Here is an 18,546-nt window from a genome sequence, read left to right on the forward strand (position 1 = left end):
TCCGCGAACGCGACGGCGAAGACCTCACGCACCCGCAGATCAACCTCCTCGACGACCAGCAGAAGATCCCGGCGGGTACTCTTGATGTCTTCGAGCTGCGCGGACAGGAACGCGGCCCGCTCCTGAAGCGCGGCGAACTCCTCGAGGGCCAGGGGATTCACCCGCCCCAGCCGGGCCAGCTGCTTCTCCGCGGTGGCGGCCCGGGCGCTCTGCTCGGCTCGATCGAACGGCACCGCGGTGCCGTCGGGCTCATCCGGCGGGACCAGCGTGTCCGGGCCGAACTCGGCCACCAGGTCATCGGCGTCGATGCCGTGCTCCTCCAGAGCCTTGGCTTCCAGGGTCTCCACCCGCAGCCGCTTCTCCGCTCGGGCCAGCTCGTCGCGATGGGCGGCGTCGCGCAGCGCCGCGAGTTCGGTGGCCAGAGCGCGCCCCTGGTCACGCACCCCGACCAGCTCCGTCTCGGCGGCCTTGCGCAGTGCGTCGGCCTCCTCCCGCTCCGCCGCGGCGCGAGCCAGGGAATGGTCCAGTCGGTCGAGAGCGACCTGAGCCGCATCCCCCATCGCCGTCGCGACGGCAGCCTGCCGCTCGCGGACCTCGTGCCGACGGGCTGCCGCGGCCCGTGCCGCCCGCTCGTTCGCCGCCGCGCGGATCAGTCCGTCGGCGCGTCCCTGCAGGCCTCGCACCCGCTCCTCGCTGGTACGGACGGCCAACCGGGCCTCGACCTCGGCGGCGCGCACGGCGGAGGTAGCCGCGACGAGCCGGTCTCGTTCATCCGGAGCCCGCTCCCCCGCCTCCGGCTGCTCCGATGTCGCGGCGAGCGACGCCTCGAGCTCGGTCAACGCTCCGTATGCCCGATCACGGGCTGTTTCGGCCCGTGATCGGGCGCCCTCCAGCCTGGCGATCTCGGATGCCGCGGCCCCTCCCGAACGATCGAGCCGCGCCATCTGCTCGGACAGCGCCCGGTGCCGGGCATCGGTCCCGTGCAGCGCCGCCAGTGCCGCATCGATGGCGGTACGAGCCCGGGTCACCTCGGCACGCGCGGGCTCGAACGCCTCGTGGGCGGACTCGACGCGACGGGTCGCCTCCGCCACGCCGGCCTCGGCCTCGTCCGCCGCGGCCTGCAGTTCGATCGCGGACGGCGGGTTCGCGCTGCCACCGATAGAGAGGGGGGCACCGATGACGTCGCCGGCTCGGGTGACCACCCGCAGGTCGGGGCGCAACGCCGTGGCCCGCTCGGCCGCCGCCAGATCCTCGACCACGACAGTCCGGGCGAGCAGGGACGACACGGCGGTACGGAACCGATCGTCACCGATCTCCACCAGGTCCAGCGCGGCAACGGCACCGGCCGGGAGCGGACCGCCGGCGCTGGCCGCCCCCGGGACGATCGCCGCGCTGCCGGCAGCGCCGGCGCAGGCGTCAGGCTCATCCGCGACGGTGACGGCGGCCACCAGCGCTGCTCGGCCGGCATCCGTTTCCCGCAGCCACGCAAAGGCCGCCATGGCGTCCCCCGACGTGCCGACGAGCAGGGCGTCCGCCGCCGGGCCCAGCGCCGCGGCGATGGCCGCCTCCGCGCCGGCGGTCACGCTCAGGACGCCGGCCAGCCGGCCGATCACCTCAAGGGTCGGATCCGGTGCCGGAGCCGAGTCCTCCGCCGTGTTCGAGGCGGTCTGCCCGGTCTGCGCGCCGGTAGCAGCCCTCAACAGTGCCGCGGCTCCGTCGGCCGGTGAGAGGGAGAGGTGCAGCGCGTCGCATCGCGCGGCCCAGGATGCGCGGTCACGCTCGGCGCTACGCTCCTCACCGCGCAGGACCTCGAGCCGCTCGGCGGCAGCGGCATGCACCGCCACGGCCGCGCTGTACTGCTCGGCGAGATCCTCCCGTGCGCTCCCCATCCGAGAGAGTTCGATCTCGAGGGCCGAACGTGACGCCGAGGTCTCGGTCTCCCGCTCCCGCGCGGCGTCGAGTGCCTCGGTCGTCCGTGCTATCTCGTTCTCGGCACTGGTGGCACGGGACCTGGCGGCCTCCACCTGGCCGGCAAGGCGCGCGATCTCCTCACGGCGAAAAGACGCCGCGCGTGCCGCGGCGATCAGTTCCTTCTCCTCCTGAGCGAGCGCGGCCTCGAGATCGGCACGCCTGGTGACCACCTCGGCGAGCAGATCCCGATCACGCTCCAACCGCTCGGTGAGGGCGATTTCCTGCTCCCGGACCGCCGTGGCCTCCTGTTCCAGTTCCTCGGGGTCGCGGCGCCCACGTACGTCGTCGGTCGCGGCACGCAACAGGCGACCCCGTTCGACGGCGAGGGAACGGGTGCCCCGCAGCCGTTCCCGCAGGGATGCCAGGGCGTACCAGGTCTCCTGGGCGCCGGTGGCGCGCGGAATGATCGCCGTCAGGTCGGCCTGCAGCTGCTCCTCACGGCGGGCTGCCGCGGCGTGAGCGGCCTCGGTGGTCGTCAGCCGCGCCCGCAATGCCTCCTCGTCCGCGAGGTCGGAGGTGATCGCGACCTGGGCACGATGGAGATCGTCGGCGAGAAGGCGCAGGCGGGCGTCCCGTAGCGAAGCCTGAATCACACCGGCCTTACGGGCGATCTCCGCCTGCCGACCGAGCGGCCCTAACTGCCGACGCAGTTCGGCGGACAGATCGGTGAGGCGGGTGAGGTTCGCCGACATCGCCTCGAGCTTGCGGAGTGCCTTCTCCTTGCGTTTACGGTGTTTGAGGACGCCGGCGGCCTCCTCGATGAACGCACGGCGATCCTCCGGGCGCGCGTGCAGGACCGCGTCGAGCTGGCCCTGGCCGACGATCACGTGCAACTCTCGGCCGATACCCGAGTCGCTCATCAGTTCCTGGATATCCAGCAGGCGACAACCGGTACCGTTGATCGTGTATTCGCTCTCGCCGCTGCGGAACATCAGTCGCCCGATGGTCACCTCGGTGTACTCGATGGGGAGCGCGCCGTCCGAGTTGTCGATCGTCAGAAGTACTTCGGCGCGCCCCAAGGCCGGGCGAGCGGGTGTGCCCGCGAAGATGACATCGGACATAGTGCCGCCACGTAGGGCCTTGGCACCCTGCTCCCCCAGTACCCAAGCGATGGCGTCAACGACGTTACTCTTGCCCGACCCGTTGGGCCCGACCACGCAGGTTATTCCCGGCTCGAGATGCAGGGAGGTCGAGCTCGCAAAGGACTTGAAGCCCCGCAGGGTCAGGTTCTTGAGATGCACCAGTCTCCGGAGCGCTGGAAGGGTTCACCGGCTCGACCCGGGATGGCCGGACTCAGCCGACGTTCGACAGAGCCATCCTAGTCGGCCACCCGAAGCACCCAGCAGGCTACGCTCCGAAAAAACGAAGAAGGCGAGAAGTGAGGTTGCCCGGCTCTTCCTGGACATAGAGCCGCCAAAGTGATCCGAGACACACGGGCAACATCACTGGGCAGAGACGAGCCAGCCGGGAAAACGACCGATTCGATGGTCTCAGCGATCATGAAGTCCGTAGAGACGGAGCCTTGCCCACGTAACCGGGCATACCCACTACGAGGGGGCGCCTCCCCGAGGAACGCCCCGCCAGCTCAGCTGAACGCCGGTTCGGCGTCGAGCGCCCGGACATCCTCCGGCACGTCGACACCACCCACCAACGCCTCGTTAACCTCACGTACTCGAGCCAGTTCTGCCTCGAGCTCCGCTACTCGGGCACGAAGCCGACGCACCTCGCAAGAGAGACGCAAGTCGCCGCCGGAACCGACGTGGCCAAAAAGGGCCTTCGCCATAGTGATGGTCCTCCACGATGAGTGACCTAGTGGGTGTCAGACAGCACAAGATCGGAACAGATCAGAGTGCGCCCCAAACAATGACTCCAGGTTCCCATGCCGAGTGACCGAAAGTCAAGAGCATGCCACATGCTCCCGAGCCGGTCCGGTGAACATGCAAAAAGCGGACGGTCATACCCACGACAGTTCCGACAACGCAGCGTCTGCAACCAGTCACTTTCGTCGAAAGTCGGTCAGATCACTCTGCGCCACCTGCCACACAGCCTCCACCCTGTCCGTCCGCCCAGGGGTGTGACCCGTCATCAACAAGTGCAGAAGGTCACGACAGGCCGGCTCCGGCCCCTCCGCGACCACCTCGACCGCCCCGTCCGGGAGGTTGGTGGCGGATCCGACCAGGCCCAGGCGCCGGCCCCGGGTACGCACGTAGTCACGAAAGCCGATGCCCTGGACAAGGCCGGCGACCCGGGCAGTGAATCGGACCACGGCGTGTCCGGACTCCCTCTGCTCCGCGGATACATCGCTCATCAGCACGGTAGGGTATTGGCCATTGTGGATACCACATACTTCCCAGACATGGCAGGCCGGCCGAGAGGGACACGGCGGCAGGGTGATCATCGGCTGGAACGGCCGGACCGGCCACGTTTCCGCCGCCGGTCCGCTGCCGTGCTACTCGCGTGTGGAGCTCTCGGCTCGGCACTCCTTCTCAGCGGTTGCGGCCAGAACTTCTCCCAGGACGGCGGCACACTACCCGTCCCACGCGCGAGCACCGATGGTGACCGCCAGGTCACCCCGGAGCCGGTCGACGGCGCAGACAAGATTATTGGTCCTGGCTACGCCCCGCCGCGTACCGCAGGGCCTACCCAGACAGCGGTGCCCAATCTGCCGGGCGGCAAGCAGTAGTCAGTACCACGCGTAACTACTACCCATACGATTTACCTCATGCCGATCGCCGGTGAGACGCGGCTGGACACCCGGCTACCCAGGCCAAGATCAGCCCTCTCGCCGGCCTGGTAGCCCGCACGACCGCCGCTCCCGGAGAGCTGGCGTGTCCTTGGCGCTCGCAGCCTGGGATAGACGCTTGCCAGGTGCGCGTCCACCCGCTGGCTTCGATTCGCCAGGACGACGGCCACCGACGGCGTCGTCGAGGGCCGGTCTGATCCGTTCTCCCGGGTCTGCGTCTGCTGGGTCTGCATCTGCTGGGCCTGCGCCCGCTCCCGGGCCATCCGCTCCGTCCTGGTCAGTCTCCCCGCCACCGCCACCGCGAAGCCTGCCATCCACGACCGACGAAACGCCCGCGGGTCCTCCTGGCGTGGTGGACGGGCGAGGGCCAATCCCTGTGCCTGCTGGACCAGCAACGAGGTGAACAACATCTGCACGCGGTGGATATCCACATCCATCCCGAACAGATGAGCGGAGTGCCCCGTCCCCACTGCACGCTGCTCGGTCCGGTACACGAGCCGGCAACCAAGCGGTGCGGCAATGCCCGCGAGCAACGAGATCTTGTCCCGGGCATGGGGCGGATCGACGGCCACCACCAGGTCAGCCGCCTCGACGCGGTGCGGCGACGCCTCCTCGACCAGCGCGCGGTCGATCCCGTACTGGGCGATTAACTCGGCCGCCTTGCTGTTATAGGTTTCGCGGGCGGCCTCGCTCAGCCCCTCCGCCTCCGCCATCGCCAACAGCTTCCGTATACGACCGAGCAGGGCATCCGGATTCATCGCGCCTCCGTCCATGTCGCGTCGGGGGCAGGCCAGCCAACCGACGTGCCGGATGATGCCTCACCGATCCCGGCAGCCCGGTCTCGGTCCTGGACGAGGCGATAACTGTGAACGCCGCGGCAGGTCTGGCTCCCCACCCGACTGTCGCGGACGCCACGCCCGGCACCCCCACCCGAGAGCCGCGGGCACCCGAGAGCCGCGGGATTCGAACGTGTGATCGAACCTTACCACCTGGCCCGCCTTGGGTGCGGCTGGCAGGTGGGGCAAGTGAAGCTCGACCGGTTCATGAAAGCGTCCCGGCGCACCGCGTCTCCGCATCGTGTGCATGGCCGACCCGCGCGGCCGTACACCTGTAGCGACCGTTCGAACAGCCCGCTGACCCCGTCCGCCGACACGTACAGGCGGTCGAAGGACGTACCGCCCACCTCAAGAGCCGCGATCATCACCGTCCGCACGCAACCCAGCAGCCTGCCGACCTCCGCCCGGGTGAGGGTCTCGGTCGGCCGCGCGTAGTGCAGCTTCGCGGCCCACAGGGCCTCATCCGCGTAGATGTTCCCGACCCCGCTGACAAGTGTCTGATCGAGCAGGGCCCGCTTCACGCCGGTACGGCGTCGACGCATCCTCTCCGTGACGAGCCGCTCGTCGAAGGCGGGATCCAGAGGATCCCTGGCGATGTGCGCGACGGGAGCAGGCAGATCCGCTTCCCCCATTGCGACCGCCAGGCCACCGAAGGTGCGTTGATCCACAAATCGCAGTTCGCGTCCTCCGTCCGTGAAGACGAACCGGATCCGCAGATGCTTCTGGTCGGGGGTGGCGGGTGGAACGACGAGCAACTGTCCGCTCATCCCGAGATGGGCGATCAGTGCATCCCCCTGGGCCGGATGACCTGGGGGCAGGGCAGGCGGAGACATCTCGGCCAGCACGGCAGCTGATTCCTCCTCCGGTGGTTCTTCTGGAACCACCGGAGCGCACGCCGCATGGTCTACCGGCGGCTGAAGCACCAGCCACAGATACTTGCCACGGCGTCGTGCCGCCGTTATCCGGCGGCCGACGAGCAGCGCCGAGAAGTCGGCGGCACCGGCCAGATGACGGCGCACCGCACGAGGATGGTGGACATCAACCGATGCGATGACGCGACCGACGGCACCACGTTCCAGACCGCGGCGAACAACCTCTACTTCGGGGAGTTCTGGCATGATCTCCGGTCGTCGGGTCGGGTCAGTGGGATGACACCGGACCCTCGACGTGGCTCGATGAATCTGTTGCCACCACTGAATCTGTTGCCACCACCGAGCCTGTCGCCAGCGCCCAGGAAGCGAATCGGGGCAGCTGATGATCAGCTACTCTCACGGACCCGAGACCTGATCGTGATCAAGGCTGCCGACGGCGGACCTCTCATGATTTCCGCCGGCGACGTCCGCGCCCGAACCGTCCTCCCGCCCCAAGGCTGACCGTTCCTCGAGAACCGCGAAAGCCGCGGCGGCAGCCCGCTGCTCGGCCTCCTTCTTGCTTCCCCCTTCGCCCTCGCCCAGTGGCTCTCCCGCGATCCTCGCGTAGGCGGTGAATCGCTTCGCGTGGTCCGGACCGGCCTCCTCGACGATGTATTCGGGCGGCCCGAGAGCCAGCACCGCCGTCTGTTCCTGCAGTGAGGTCTTCCAGTCAAGCCCTGCGCCTCGGCCGGCGGCCTCGTCCAGCAAGGGATCGAAGAGACGGTGCACGAAACCGGAGGCCACGTCGAGGCCTGAGGACAGATAGACCGCCCCGATGATGGCCTCGAGGGTGTCGGCGAGGATGCTCGCCTTGTCGCGCCCCCCGGTGGTCTCCTCGCCCCGGCCCAGCAGCAGGTACGGACCGAGCCCGGTGGGTCCGATCCCCCGTGCCACGTCCGCGAGAGCCCGCATGTTCACAACCGAGGCCCGCTGCTTGGCGAGCTGCCCCTCGGGAAGATCCGGGTGGCGGATGAACAGTGCCGCCGTCACCACCAGACCGAGCACCGCATCGCCCAGGAACTCCAGGCGTTCGTTGGTGGGCAGGCCGCCCTTCTCATAGGCATAGGAGCGGTGTGTGAGGGCGCGGTCGAGCAGCTCGGGGTCGATGGCGACCTCGAGTACCTCGATCAGGCCGTCCCGCGGCGGCGGGGGTGGCAGCTGGCGGGTCATCCGACCAGCCCGGCCAGGGCCCGCCGACGCGCCACCAAGATCGCCATCGCCGCTCTGGTCCGAGAAGCCAGGTCCGCCTGGACCGCGACCGACGCCGCCCTCAGCGCCGCGAGCAGCCCGACTGCCTGGCTGTCGCCGGCTTCATCCGGTGCCCGCTCCGCGTGGACCGCGACACCATCGACCCCCAGCACGATCGTTCCCCCCCGCACATCAGGATCTTCCAACGTTCCCCATCCCGGATCCAGACCGGCCCTGGACAGGTGCCCCGTACCCCGATGAGATTCCCACCATCGCATCCCGCGAATGACGGACATCAGGACATCTCCGGTGAATCCGTCGGTGACCGCCACGTCGACTCCACGGCGATGATCGATCTTCTGGCCGTCGCCCGGCTCGCCTGTCCACGAAGGCGCGAGGAGCCGATCAGCCGTCAGCGGGCCGACATAGTGCAGATCGAGCGATCGGAGCAGCTCGTCGGCGGCTCGCCGCAAGGTGTCGGGAAGCGCTGGACGCGCCGTCAGAAGCCCGACTCGGGGAGCGTTGACGGCGAAACGAACCGCGGCGTATGCACTGCCCGCGACCGCGAACTGGGCGAGTTCGTCCGCCGTCACATCAACCGTCGCCCCCGCGTCACACAGCACGACGGGGGCGTTCGCCCCGCCGACAATCGAGGCGAGAGTGGCCCGCGTCGCCCCGGGGAGCAGACCGCAGGTGAACTGAGCCGAGGCGACCACGGCTTCGGCCGGGGCTATCGAGACCATCGCATCGGCATGTCCGTCACGGACCAGGCGCGCCGCCACCCGGACGCCGGAGTCCCGACGTGCTCGCACTTCACGCAATGCCTCCGGGCCCGCCGAAACGCCGCGAGCGGCCGTGGCGAGCAGGACGCGCTCGCCTGGCACAATTCCCAGCCGAGCAAGGTCATCCCGGACGGCATCACCGGATGTCACCAGAGTGAGCACCAGATGCGGATCCGCGCCGAGCGCACTGGGCAATGCCTCGAGGAGAGGCCCGGAAGGGAACCCCTCCCCCACCAGGTCAACGGCGATACGTGTCACACCGGGTCAGACGTCAAGCACCTGACGGTCGTTGTACCGGCCGCACGTGCCACAGACGGTGTGCGGCCGAATCACGTGCCCCCGCGAGCACTTTGCGAGGGTCGGCACCTTGGCCTTCCACTGCGAACGCCGGGACCGGGTGTTGCTGCGCGAGGTGCGCCGCTTCGGGACGGCCACTATTCCTTCTCCTTGCTCTCATGAGGGTCGGTGCGACCCTTCTCGGTTCCCGCCGCTCCGCTGCCGGCCAGCGCGGACAGCGCCGCCCATCTCGGGTCGGATCGCGCATGGGAATGTCCAGGCTCGACATCGTCGAGACGCACCCCGCAGTCCACGCAGAGTCCCGCACAGTCCGGACGGCAGATGGGTGACAGCGGAAGGTTGAGTACCAGGGCATCCCGCACCACGGGCTCGACGTCCGCATGATCATGGATTAGTACCCGAGCATCTTCGTCGTCACCCAGGTCCACGGCTCGGTCAGGGTAGTAGAACAGCTCGCGAAACTCGACCATGCTGACCTCGGACACGTCGTCCAGACAGCGCGCACATTCACCCCGAAGCGGCGCCACGACGCTCCCGCTGACCAGGACACCCTCGATCACCGATTCGAGACGCAGGTCCAGGGTGACGCTTGCGCCGGCCGGCACCCACATCATCTCGGTTCCGAGATCGGCGGGAAGTTCCGCCTGCGCCCGGACAAGCCGCATCGACCCGGGCCGACGACCGAGCTCACGGGTGTCCAGTACAAGGGGACCCTTCGGGGTCCGACGGCGAAAGTGGGATCCAGTCATGGCGGCAGTCGAGTTCACATCTACGTCAATGTCAGGAAGCCCGGCCGAAACAGGGCCTTCGTGGTGGTGTAGCTACCCGGCGTCGCTAACGACGGAGGCAGCCCGACGTCAGCGGCACCCTGGACCCTCCCAGAGGCCCGGACCCTCCCAGAGGATCGACGAACAGACTCCAGCCGGTCAGCAAGCCAGTCAGCTGCTGCGAGCCGGTCAGCTACTACGGTCTCCTAGCCTATCCGATCGGTGCCGCGGACGATCCGATCAAGCTGCCGAGATCTCCGGACACCCGAGCCCGGCGGGCGGCGGACCTCCGCCTAGGAAGCCGCTCGGGTACCGCTCGCCCCCCGCGACCGGCCCCGGAGCCCGGACAGTCCGGAACGGCGGGAGAGCCCGGCGGAGGTCGGTCGGCGGCTACCCACCCGGCGGGGGTTACTGAGCGAGGCGCTCACGGAGCTGTTTGAGTACCACATCCGGTACCAGCCCCGACACGTCACCTCCGTAACGCGCAACCTCCTTCACCAGGCTGGAGGACAGAAAGGCATATTGCGGGTTCGTACTCATGAAAAGAGTCTCCACGCCCGCAAGCGAATTGTTCATCTGCGCCATCTGAAGCTCATAGTCGAAGTCGCTGACCGCACGCAGTCCTTTGACGATCGACTGGATACCCCTGCTCCGACAAAAATCGACGATCAGCCCGTGGGACGCATCCACCAGGACGTTGGACGGCGCCATCGGATGATCACGCAGGGCCTCTCTGATGAGCTCCATCCGCTCGTCGACGGTGAACAAGGTGACCTTGTTCTTGTTGATCGATACGGCGACCACGACCTCGTCGAAGAGTCTGCTCGCTCGGACGATGATGTCGAGATGACCGTTGGTGATCGGATCAAATGAACCGGGACAGGCTGCCCTCCTCATGATCGAATACCGTACCAGAGAGCACCCTCTCCGTACCTCCGGTCGCGCAGCGCACACAACCCGTCAGGCCAGGCGACCGGGCCCGAGCGGTGCGATCTTTCGACAACGCAGACACCGTCCGCAGTCAACCAGGCGGCCGCCAGCAGCTTTGACAGCACTTCGCCGAGTTCCGAATCGCGCATCGCGTACGGCGGATCGAGGAAAACCACGTCGTAGGGATTATCCGAGGTGTTCTGCACCACACGCTCTACCGCGGCTTGCGCGATCTTCGCGCCCGACAGTCCCAGCGCTGTCACGTTCCGCCGTAGAGTGCGTATCACGATCGGATCGCGGTCGACGAGAAGAGCATGAGCGGCACCCCGAGACAGCGCTTCCAGACCGACCGCACCAGACCCGGCATAAAGATCGGCAATCCGAGCACCCCGCAGATCCAGGCAGGTCGACAAGGTGTTAAACAATCCCTCACGGGCACGTTCCGAGGTCGGACGGGTGGTTGTTCCGGGTGGAACCACGAGCCGCCGACCACCCGCGGTTCCACTGATGATGCGCGTCATCGGGCCACCCGGTCATCCCTTCTCGAGGAAGGCGACACTGGTGTCGTCGAGAACCGCGTCGAGCAGCCGGCGCAGTGCGGGATGCCGGTCCAACCCGGGGTCGTCGTCAACCAGGCGACCGGCCTCCTCGCGTGCGTCGCGGATCAGGTCCTCATCACGAAGAAGTTCCAGGAGCTTCAGGGATCGTCGTCCGCCGGACTGAGCGGCCCCGAGCACATCGCCCTCTCGACGCTGCGCGAGGTCGAGACGGGCCAGCTTCGCCCCGTCGCTGGTGGCGGCGACCGCGCTGAGCCGCTCCCAGGCGGGGGATCCCGGCTCGGCCGCTGTATGCAGAAGACACCAGCCGGGCGCGGTGCCCCGGCCGACCCTCCCGCGCAGCTGGTGCAGCTGGGACACGCCGAACCTGTCCGCGTCCAGGACGACCATCACTGTCGCGTTCGGTACGTTCACTCCCACCTCGATGACGGTGGTGGCGACCAGCACGTCGACCTCGCCGGCCGCGAATCGGTTCATGGTGGCCTCCCGTTGCCCGGGTGCGAGACGACCGTGCAGCGGTTCAACCCTGAGGTCCGCAAGCTCGCCATCCACCAACAGGGGCAGCACCTCACACACTGTCGCAGCTGGTCGGGACGCTCGCGGATCCGGACCGGCCGTCGAGGATTCGGTGGAATCGTCCTCCCCGTCCCCGTTCTCCCTGCCCGCACCGATCCGGGGACACACGACATAGGCCTGATGCCCGGCGGCCACCTCGTCGCGGATTCGTCCCCACATTCGATCCGTCCAGGATCTCTGGCTCGCCGGCACCACGAACGTCCCAATGGGAGAGCGTCCCGCTGGCAGTTCGGTGAGCTCGGAGACTTCGAGATCACCGAACACGGTCATCGCGACCGTCCGGGGAATCGGCGTCGCGGTCATCACAAGAAGGTGGGGAGGACGTCGTCCACGCGCTCGCAGTGCGTCCCGCTGTTCGACGCCGAAACGATGCTGTTCGTCGACGACGATCAGACCAAGATCGTTAAAGGTCACCTCATCGTGCAGCAGGGCATGAGTACCGACCACCAGACCGGTGGAACCGTCCGCGATCTCCGCCAGAGTCTCCCGCCGCGCACGCCCTCCCATCGATCCGGTGACCAGCGTCACCCGCGTGGCCCGATGATCGGCTCCTAGTTCCCCTGCCCGGGCCAGATCGCCGAGCATCTCCCGGAGGCTTCGGCTGTGCTGAGCGGCAAGAGTTTCGGTGGGCGCCAGGAGTACCGCCTGGCCGCCCGTGTCGACCACGGTGAGCATCGCCCGCAAGGCGACCAGTGTCTTGCCCGAACCCACCTCTCCTTGCAGCAGTCGATGCATCGGAACGGGCCGACCGATCTCGGCTGCGATCGTCTTCCCCACCTCGCGCTGACCCGTCGTGAGGGGGAAGGGCAGATCGGCATCGAACGCCGCCAGCAGACCATCCGGACGCTGCGGCCGGGGTGTTGTCGCCAGCGCCTCCACCTCACGACGCCGCTGGGCCAACGCCACCTGCAGCACCAGAGCCTCATCCCAGGTGAGGCGCCGACGACCGGAGGCGATCTCACCACGGTTCGCGGGCTGGTGAACCAGCCGGAAGGCCTCGGCCAGAGCGGGCAGGCGGTACCGGCTGCGGAGATCGTCCGGCAACGGATCCTCGACGGGATCGAGAGAGTCCAACGCCAGCCGGACGCACCTCGCCAGCGTCCAGCTCGGCACCTTGGCGGAGGCGGGGTAGATCGGAACCAGCGCGTTCGCGAACGGCGCACCGCTGACGGCTTCCCCGCTCTCCTCGGGTTCGAGGAGCTGGACCTCCGGGTTGGTCAGCTGACGCCGCCCGCGGAACTCGTCGACCTTGCCGGCGAACAGCGCGGTCGTCCCGGGACGGAGGTCACGCTCCCGCCAACTCTGATTGAAGAAGGTCAGTGACAGTGAATGCCTGCCGTCCGTCACCGTCACGCGCACCATCGACTTCCGGGTGCCGCGCATCGGGCGGCGTTCCGTCTTCTCGACCCGGGCCTGGACCGTAACCGTCTCACCGACGGCGAGGTCCGCGAGGTCCGTCAGCTCGCCTCTCTCATGGTACCGGCGGGGCAGGTGCCCCAGCAGATCACCGACCAGCCTCAACTCCAGACCATCGGCCAGGAGGGCGGCGGCACGCGCGCCGACGAGGGCCTTCAGGGGCGTGTCGAGGTCGACCACATTACCGATAGTGCACCGGAGCACCGACAGTACCGAGACCCACCGGCTCCCGCCGCATCATCTGGACCACAGAAGGTGGGGTAACCTCAAGCGGGCCGCCACTGCGCGCGTCCCCCCGGCGGCGCCGTCAGGGTCGCGGGTTGCGTACGATCCTGGTTCTGACCTGGTTCTGACTCCCCTGACGTCCCGGGCACGCCTACCGGGACCAGTACTACTTCGACTTCGGCTACTACTTCGACGGAGTGTTTCTCGTGTCTTCGGTGTGTGACGTCTGCGGCAAGGGGCCGGGCTTCGGTATGTCGGTCTCCCACTCCCACCGACGCACACGCCGTCGGTGGAACCCCAACATCCAGACCGTGCGCACGGTCGTGGGCGGGACCCCCAAGCGGCTGAACGTCTGCGCTTCCTGCATCAAGGCGGGCAAGGTCTCTCGCGCCTGAGCCCTCCGGGCCGGACGTTACTCCGGCCGGACGGGGCGTCACCGGACACAGGCCTCCCGTGGAGGTCGAGGCGGAGCGCGGCCACATCCACGCCGGGTGCGCTGCCGGTCACCGACGCCGATCCGTTAGTGTCCCGGCATGGCAGGCTCCAGGCGTCGGATTCGGCTCGCCCTCCTGTTCGGTGGCCGCAGCACCGAGCACGCGATCTCCTGTATATCGGCCAGCGGTGTACTGCGAGCCCTGGATCGTGACGTCTACGACGTCGTCCCCGTCGGCATCGACACACATGGCCGCTGGGTCGTGCTGCCGGACGACCCGACCGCCCTCGCGGTGACGGGAGACCGACTGCCTGCCGTCGTCGCGGCCCAGGGTGAGAGCGTCGTCCTGGCCGCGGATCCGACGACGCCCGGTCTGCTGCCGCGCCGCCCCCGCGGCGGCCTCGACGCTGTCAGGAACACCCTCGGGAGCAGCGACGCTCTCGGGAGCAGCGACATTCCCGGGGACATCGATGTGGTCTTCCCGCTGCTCCACGGCCCCTTTGGGGAGGATGGGACGGTCCAGGGTCTCCTGGAGATGGCCGGCCTGCCCTACGTCGGCTCCGGGGTGTTCGCCAGCGCGGCCGCCATGGACAAGCAACACATGAAGGCACTGCTGCGGGCCGCCGGCCTTCCCGTCGGCTCCTACGCCGTCCTGCGAGCCGGTGACACACTCACCGGGGCCGACCAGGAACGGCTGGGGCTGCCAGTCTTCGTGAAGCCCGCGCGCGGCGGGTCGAGTATCGGGATCAGCCGGGTCGAGGCCTGGGCGGACCTGGACACCGCGATCAAGGCAGCCCGCGCCAGCGACCCCAAGGTCCTGGTGGAGTCGGCGATCGTCGGCCGCGAGATCGAGTGCGGGGTCCTCGGAATTCTAGACGGCCCCGGTGCCGAGGCGAGTGTGCCCGCCGAGATCACCGTCACGTCTTCGGCCGGCTTCTACGACTTCGAGGCCAAGTACATGTCCGACGCCACCCACTTCGACGTCCCGGCCAACCTGTCCCACGCGGTACGGGAGGAGGTCCGGGGAGTGGCGATCGCGGCGTTCGAGGCCCTGGACTGCGCCGGGCTCGCGCGGGTTGACATGTTTGTCACGGCCGACGACCATGTGATCATCAATGAGGTCAACACGATGCCCGGTTTCACCCCTACCTCGATGTTCCCGCGGATGTGGGAGGCGAGCGGGGTCACCTATCCGCAGTTGGTGGACCGGCTCGTCAGGCTGGCCCTGCGCGACGGAGCGGGGCTGCGCTGACCGCCCGGCACCTGCGCCACCCGGGCCCGTGACGGCGTGGAGGCGTTCCGCCGGGCGGGAATGGCCGGGAGCTCGTCTCAGGATGTCGTCGGCCTGCTGTGCCCCCGCACGGCGGGGGCGACCGAGACGAGTACCTCGAACGCCTGCACGTCGGCGGGCAGGGTGAGAACCACCTGGGGCTGCCGGGTGGGGGTGGAATAGCGCACCGTCGTCCCGCCCAGGTCCTCGGCGAACCACCCCACATCGTCCACGACGGACAGCATCGCATCGGGACGGTAGCTTGCCGGAAGACCGGGCGCGCCGCAGGTGAGCACCACCGGCGCCGCGCCGTAGGCCGCCGCCGTGGCCTGTGGGGGGTCCAGTGCCCGGCGGTCGAGATCGTCCCCGAGCGACGGGGGAAGATCGTGGACCAGGTCCACGCACGACGAACGGACCGACTCCGCGGGCATCGGCACGTTGGTCAGCCGAATCGATCCGGGACCGCCGCATCCGACCAGCGCGAGCAGGACCCACGAGGCGACGAACACCGGATACCGGCATGACCGCCCCGGCCTGCGCCCGCCCCGTGCCGGGCGCCGGCCCCGCTCGGCTTGCTCACCACCGGTGGCCATGTCCCGATTCTGGCGCGCCACCGACGTCACCGGTGGCCCGGCCCCGGCGGTGGGCGCAGGCCGGGGGCCGGGGCCGGGGGCGCCCACCGGGTCCCCCGTCCCGGAGCCGACCTGACCCACGTCGGGACGGAGAAGCTTTAGCGGCGGAGAAGCTCAGAAGTGAACGACCGGGCAGGTCAGCGTGCGGGTGATGCCGTCGACCGACTGCACTCTCGCCATGACCATCTTCCCGAGGTCATCGACGGTGGCCGCCTCCGCCCGGACGATGACGTCATAGGGGCCGGTGACGTCCTCGGCCTGGGTGACCCCGGGGATCTGCTCGATCTCCTTGGCAACCGAGGAGGACTTGCCGACCTCGGTCTGGATAAGGATGTACGCGTGGACCACAGACGCTCCCTCGTCGGACGTCGACAGCCCGTCGAGCAGAACTACGGGCCGACAGAAGGTAACAGGCAAACGGCCCGGATGAGAGCCTCCGAGGTCGAGGAATTTGCTCAGATCGGCCGACAGGGACCGACCGAGGGGTCGCCCGGCCTCATCCGGAACCCCAATCGTGGGGGTCAGCTGGTCGGCTCGGTACCCGGTTGTGATGGCAACCACGACGCCGCTACCCAGAGCGAAGGATAGGAGACACGTGAACGCTCGGAGCATCCGGAGCGAGCCGCCGCCGGAACCGAGCTCCGCCCCGCCCCGCGTACTGACGATCGCCGGATCGGATTCGGGCGGCGGCGCGGGCATCCAGGCAGATCTCAAGACGATGCTCGCCCTCGGCGTCCACGGCATGAGTGCGATCGTCGCGGTGACGGCACAGAATTCCCTGGGCGTCCATGGTGTGTGGGATCTCCCTCCGGAAGCGGTCCGAGCCCAGATCAGAGCGGTCGTGGCGGACATCGGGGTCGACGCGGTGAAGACGGGGATGCTCTCCTCCGCGGCCCTGGTCTCGCTGGTCGCCGCCGAACTCTCGCGGCTCGACGTACCCGTCGTGGTCGATCCGGTCAGCGTCTCCAAGCACGGCGACCCCCTGCTGTCCCCGGAGGCGGTCGAGGTGGTCCGTACGGAGCTCATGCCCCGCGCTACCATCGCCACACCGAACCTCGACGAGGTACGTCTGCTGACCGGGGTGGAGGTGCGGGACGTCGCCGACCTGCCCAGAGCCGCCGAGGCGATGCTCGCCCTGGGCCCGCGCTGGGTGCTGGTGAAGGGCGGGCATCTTCCCGGCGACGCGGTCGACCTGCTCACCGACGGGACCACCGAGGTCGTCCTCCGAAGCCCCCGCCTGGACCGGCGGCACACCCATGGCACCGGATGCACGCTGGCCTCCGCGATCGCCGCGCACCTGGCGCAGGGGCGTGGTCACGTCGAGGCCACACAGGCCGCCAAGGCCTACGTCAGTGGCGCCCTGGCCAGCGGCTTTCCGCTCGGCGCGGGGATCGGCCCGGTAGACCACGGCTATCGTCACCGTAGGTAGCAGCCTGAGAGCCGGGCTCGGGCCGCGCCGGCGGCGTCTGGTTCAATCGCCCCGCCGCACGTGACCTGACGCACGTCACGCATCCGCATCATCACCGTGGAGGTAGCCCGTGGGGGCGCACAGCTCGGGAGTGGTACCGTCCACCAGCACGGACCGACGGTGGTACCGCATCGTCGGCGGCGCTCCGCTCACCGGCTCGGTCGAAGCGTCCGGGGCCAAGAACTCGGTCACCAAGCTGCTCGTCGCCACCCTCCTCACGCCAGAGCCGTGCACCCTGACCCGGGTGCCTCGGATCGCCGAGGTCGACGTGGTCCTGGGCATGCTCGCCGAACTCGGCACCCAGGTGGAGTGGCTGGACGAGCACACTGTGCAACTCGCCACCGAAAAGATCATCGACGCGTCGCTGTCCGAGGCCTACTCCGGGGTCAACCGGATACCGATCCTGATGATGGGCCCGCTCCTGCACCGCGTCGGCGAAGCCGTGATCCCGCTGCCCGGCGGTTGCCGGATCGGCAAGCGTCCCGTCGACTTCCACCTCGCCGGCCTGCGTGCCATGGGTGCGGAGATCGTCGAGCAGCTGCGTTCCGTCCAGGTCAAGACCCTGGGTCTGCACGGCACCCATGTCGCGCTGCCGTTCCCGAGTGTCGGCGCGACCGAGAACCTGCTCCTGGCCGCGGTCCGGGCGCAGGGTACGACCGTCATCTCGAATGCGGCGGTGGAACCGGAGGTCATCGACCTCATCATGTTCCTGCAGCAGATGGGCGCCCTCGTCGACGTGGAGGTCGACCGCACGATCGTGGTGCAGGGGGTCGACGCCCTGCGGGGAGCCACCCATGCCCCGGTCCACGACCGCATCGAAGCCGCGTCCTTCGCCTCGGCCGCGGTAGCCACCAACGGCAGGGTGGAGGTGGTCGGTGCCCGCCAGGAACATCTGGCGACCTTCCTCAACCACCTCCGCCGGCTCGGTGGCGAGTTCGAGGTCACCCCGCGGGGCATGACCTTCTTCCGGGCCCAGCCGTTGACCGCGTCACATGTGCAGACCGACGTGCACCCCGGGTTCATGACCGACTGGCAGCAGCCCCTGGTCGTCCTGCTCACCCAGGCCAAGGGTGCCTCCGTGATCCACGAGACGATCTACGAGGACCGGTTCGGATACACCAGACAGCTGGCCGAGATGGGCGCCGACATCGCCCTGTCGACCCTGTGCCTCGGTGGGAAGGCCTGCCGGTTCGCGTCCCGGGACTTCGAGCATTCGGCGGTCGTGAGCGGGCCGACCTCCCTCACCGGCGGTGATCTGGCGATTCCCGACCTGCGCGCCGGCTTTGCCTACGTGCTGGCCGCGCTGGTGGCCGACGGCACCAGCATCATCCGCGGGACCCGTTTCCTCGAACGCGGTTACGAGGACCCGGTGGGTAAGCTGCGCTCGATCGGAGCGTTCATTGACACGCAGGCCGTGGGTTCGCCCCCGGCACCGACCACGCCCCGGCCTGACCGGAACGACGGTGCTGCCGGGCCAGGCGCGTGCAGGTGAGGCGCATGCAGGTCAGGGACATGCAGGTCAGGGACGGAGCCGGTACTCCGGG

18 protein-coding genes are annotated in these 18,546 nt (G+C 68.7%); 4 read left to right on the plus strand and 14 right to left on the minus strand.

Features of this window, described 5'->3' with window-relative positions:
• The 12 genes from smc to recG all read right to left on the minus strand — a co-directional run.
• On the minus strand, nucleotides 1-3,212 hold a 3,212-nt coding region (gene smc / locus AC08ON_RS00425), incomplete at its 3' end, for a chromosome segregation protein SMC (protein WP_476616273.1).
• Between the two features lie 344 nt (nucleotides 3,213-3,556).
• Nucleotides 3,557-3,754, minus strand: a complete 198-nt coding sequence (locus AC08ON_RS00430; protein WP_023840227.1) for a hypothetical protein — start codon at nucleotides 3,752-3,754, stop codon at nucleotides 3,557-3,559.
• A gap of 213 nt (nucleotides 3,755-3,967) precedes the next feature.
• Nucleotides 3,968-4,279 (minus strand): acylphosphatase, encoded by a 312-nt coding sequence (locus AC08ON_RS00435; RefSeq protein ID WP_476606023.1) that lies wholly within the window; start codon nucleotides 4,277-4,279, stop codon nucleotides 3,968-3,970.
• A 407-nt stretch (nucleotides 4,280-4,686) separates the two neighbouring features.
• Nucleotides 4,687-5,472, minus strand: a complete 786-nt coding sequence (locus tag AC08ON_RS00440) for a DUF2786 domain-containing protein (RefSeq protein ID WP_476606022.1) — start codon at nucleotides 5,470-5,472, stop codon at nucleotides 4,687-4,689.
• 224 nt (nucleotides 5,473-5,696) lie between these two features.
• On the minus strand, nucleotides 5,697-6,668 hold the full coding sequence (mutM, locus tag AC08ON_RS00445; protein WP_476606021.1) for a bifunctional DNA-formamidopyrimidine glycosylase/DNA-(apurinic or apyrimidinic site) lyase: 972 nt from the start codon (nucleotides 6,666-6,668) through the stop codon (nucleotides 5,697-5,699).
• A gap of 150 nt (nucleotides 6,669-6,818) precedes the next feature.
• Complete coding sequence (rnc, locus tag AC08ON_RS00450; RefSeq protein ID WP_476606020.1) at nucleotides 6,819-7,631, minus strand: ribonuclease III; 813 nt, start codon at nucleotides 7,629-7,631, stop codon at nucleotides 6,819-6,821.
• Nucleotides 7,628-8,689, minus strand: a complete 1,062-nt coding sequence (locus AC08ON_RS00455; RefSeq protein ID WP_476606019.1) for a phosphate starvation-inducible protein PhoH — start codon at nucleotides 8,687-8,689, stop codon at nucleotides 7,628-7,630. The genes rnc and AC08ON_RS00455 overlap by 4 nt, the downstream gene beginning before the upstream one ends.
• A 6-nt stretch (nucleotides 8,690-8,695) precedes the next feature.
• Entirely contained in the window at nucleotides 8,696-8,866 is a 171-nt protein-coding gene (gene rpmF / locus AC08ON_RS00460; protein WP_011437979.1) for a 50S ribosomal protein L32, read from the minus strand.
• Nucleotides 8,866-9,477 (minus strand): YceD family protein, encoded by a 612-nt coding sequence (locus AC08ON_RS00465; RefSeq protein WP_476606030.1) that lies wholly within the window; start codon nucleotides 9,475-9,477, stop codon nucleotides 8,866-8,868. The genes rpmF and AC08ON_RS00465 overlap by 1 nt, the downstream gene beginning before the upstream one ends.
• Nucleotides 9,478-9,903: 426 nt before the next feature.
• Nucleotides 9,904-10,392 (minus strand): pantetheine-phosphate adenylyltransferase, encoded by a 489-nt coding sequence (gene coaD / locus AC08ON_RS00470; protein ID WP_011437981.1) that lies wholly within the window; start codon nucleotides 10,390-10,392, stop codon nucleotides 9,904-9,906.
• Entirely contained in the window at nucleotides 10,389-10,946 is a 558-nt protein-coding gene (gene rsmD / locus AC08ON_RS00475; protein WP_476606018.1) for a 16S rRNA (guanine(966)-N(2))-methyltransferase RsmD, read from the minus strand. Before rsmD ends, coaD begins: the two co-directional genes overlap by 4 nt.
• Nucleotides 10,947-10,958: 12 nt before the next feature.
• Nucleotides 10,959-13,154: an ATP-dependent DNA helicase RecG gene (recG, locus tag AC08ON_RS00480; protein ID WP_476606017.1), complete on the minus strand. Its 2,196-nt coding sequence runs from the start codon at nucleotides 13,152-13,154 to the stop codon at nucleotides 10,959-10,961.
• Between the two features lie 251 nt (nucleotides 13,155-13,405).
• On the opposite strand from recG, the gene rpmB reads away from it, so the two are divergent.
• Both rpmB and AC08ON_RS00490 read left to right on the plus strand, forming a co-directional pair.
• Nucleotides 13,406-13,594, plus strand: a complete 189-nt coding sequence (rpmB, locus tag AC08ON_RS00485; RefSeq protein ID WP_011437984.1) for a 50S ribosomal protein L28 — start codon at nucleotides 13,406-13,408, stop codon at nucleotides 13,592-13,594.
• A gap of 138 nt (nucleotides 13,595-13,732) precedes the next feature.
• Nucleotides 13,733-14,884 carry a D-alanine--D-alanine ligase family protein gene (locus tag AC08ON_RS00490; protein WP_476606016.1) on the plus strand — a complete coding sequence of 384 codons (1,152 nt, stop codon included), beginning with the start codon at nucleotides 13,733-13,735 and terminating at the stop codon, nucleotides 14,882-14,884.
• Nucleotides 14,885-14,961: 77 nt separating this feature from the next.
• Here AC08ON_RS00490 and AC08ON_RS00495 read toward each other — a convergent pair whose 3' ends face one another.
• Both AC08ON_RS00495 and AC08ON_RS00500 read right to left on the minus strand, forming a co-directional pair.
• Entirely contained in the window at nucleotides 14,962-15,516 is a 555-nt protein-coding gene (locus tag AC08ON_RS00495) for a DUF3515 family protein (protein ID WP_476606015.1), read from the minus strand.
• Nucleotides 15,517-15,648: 132 nt separating this feature from the next.
• Nucleotides 15,649-15,882 carry an Lrp/AsnC family transcriptional regulator gene (locus AC08ON_RS00500; protein WP_011437987.1) on the minus strand — a complete coding sequence of 78 codons (234 nt, stop codon included), beginning with the start codon at nucleotides 15,880-15,882 and terminating at the stop codon, nucleotides 15,649-15,651.
• Nucleotides 15,883-16,129: 247 nt separating this feature from the next.
• On the opposite strand from AC08ON_RS00500, the gene thiD reads away from it, so the two are divergent.
• Both thiD and murA read left to right on the plus strand, forming a co-directional pair.
• Nucleotides 16,130-16,963, plus strand: a complete 834-nt coding sequence (thiD, locus tag AC08ON_RS00505) for a bifunctional hydroxymethylpyrimidine kinase/phosphomethylpyrimidine kinase (RefSeq protein ID WP_476606014.1) — start codon at nucleotides 16,130-16,132, stop codon at nucleotides 16,961-16,963.
• Between the two features lie 109 nt (nucleotides 16,964-17,072).
• The gene (gene murA / locus AC08ON_RS00510) at nucleotides 17,073-18,494 is read left to right on the plus strand and encodes a UDP-N-acetylglucosamine 1-carboxyvinyltransferase (protein ID WP_476606013.1); all 1,422 of its coding nucleotides are present in this window, start codon (nucleotides 17,073-17,075) and stop codon (nucleotides 18,492-18,494) included.
• The last annotated feature ends 52 nt before the right edge of the window (nucleotides 18,495-18,546 follow it).

It is taken from the genome of Frankia sp. CoWAU3 (genome assembly GCF_977971855.1).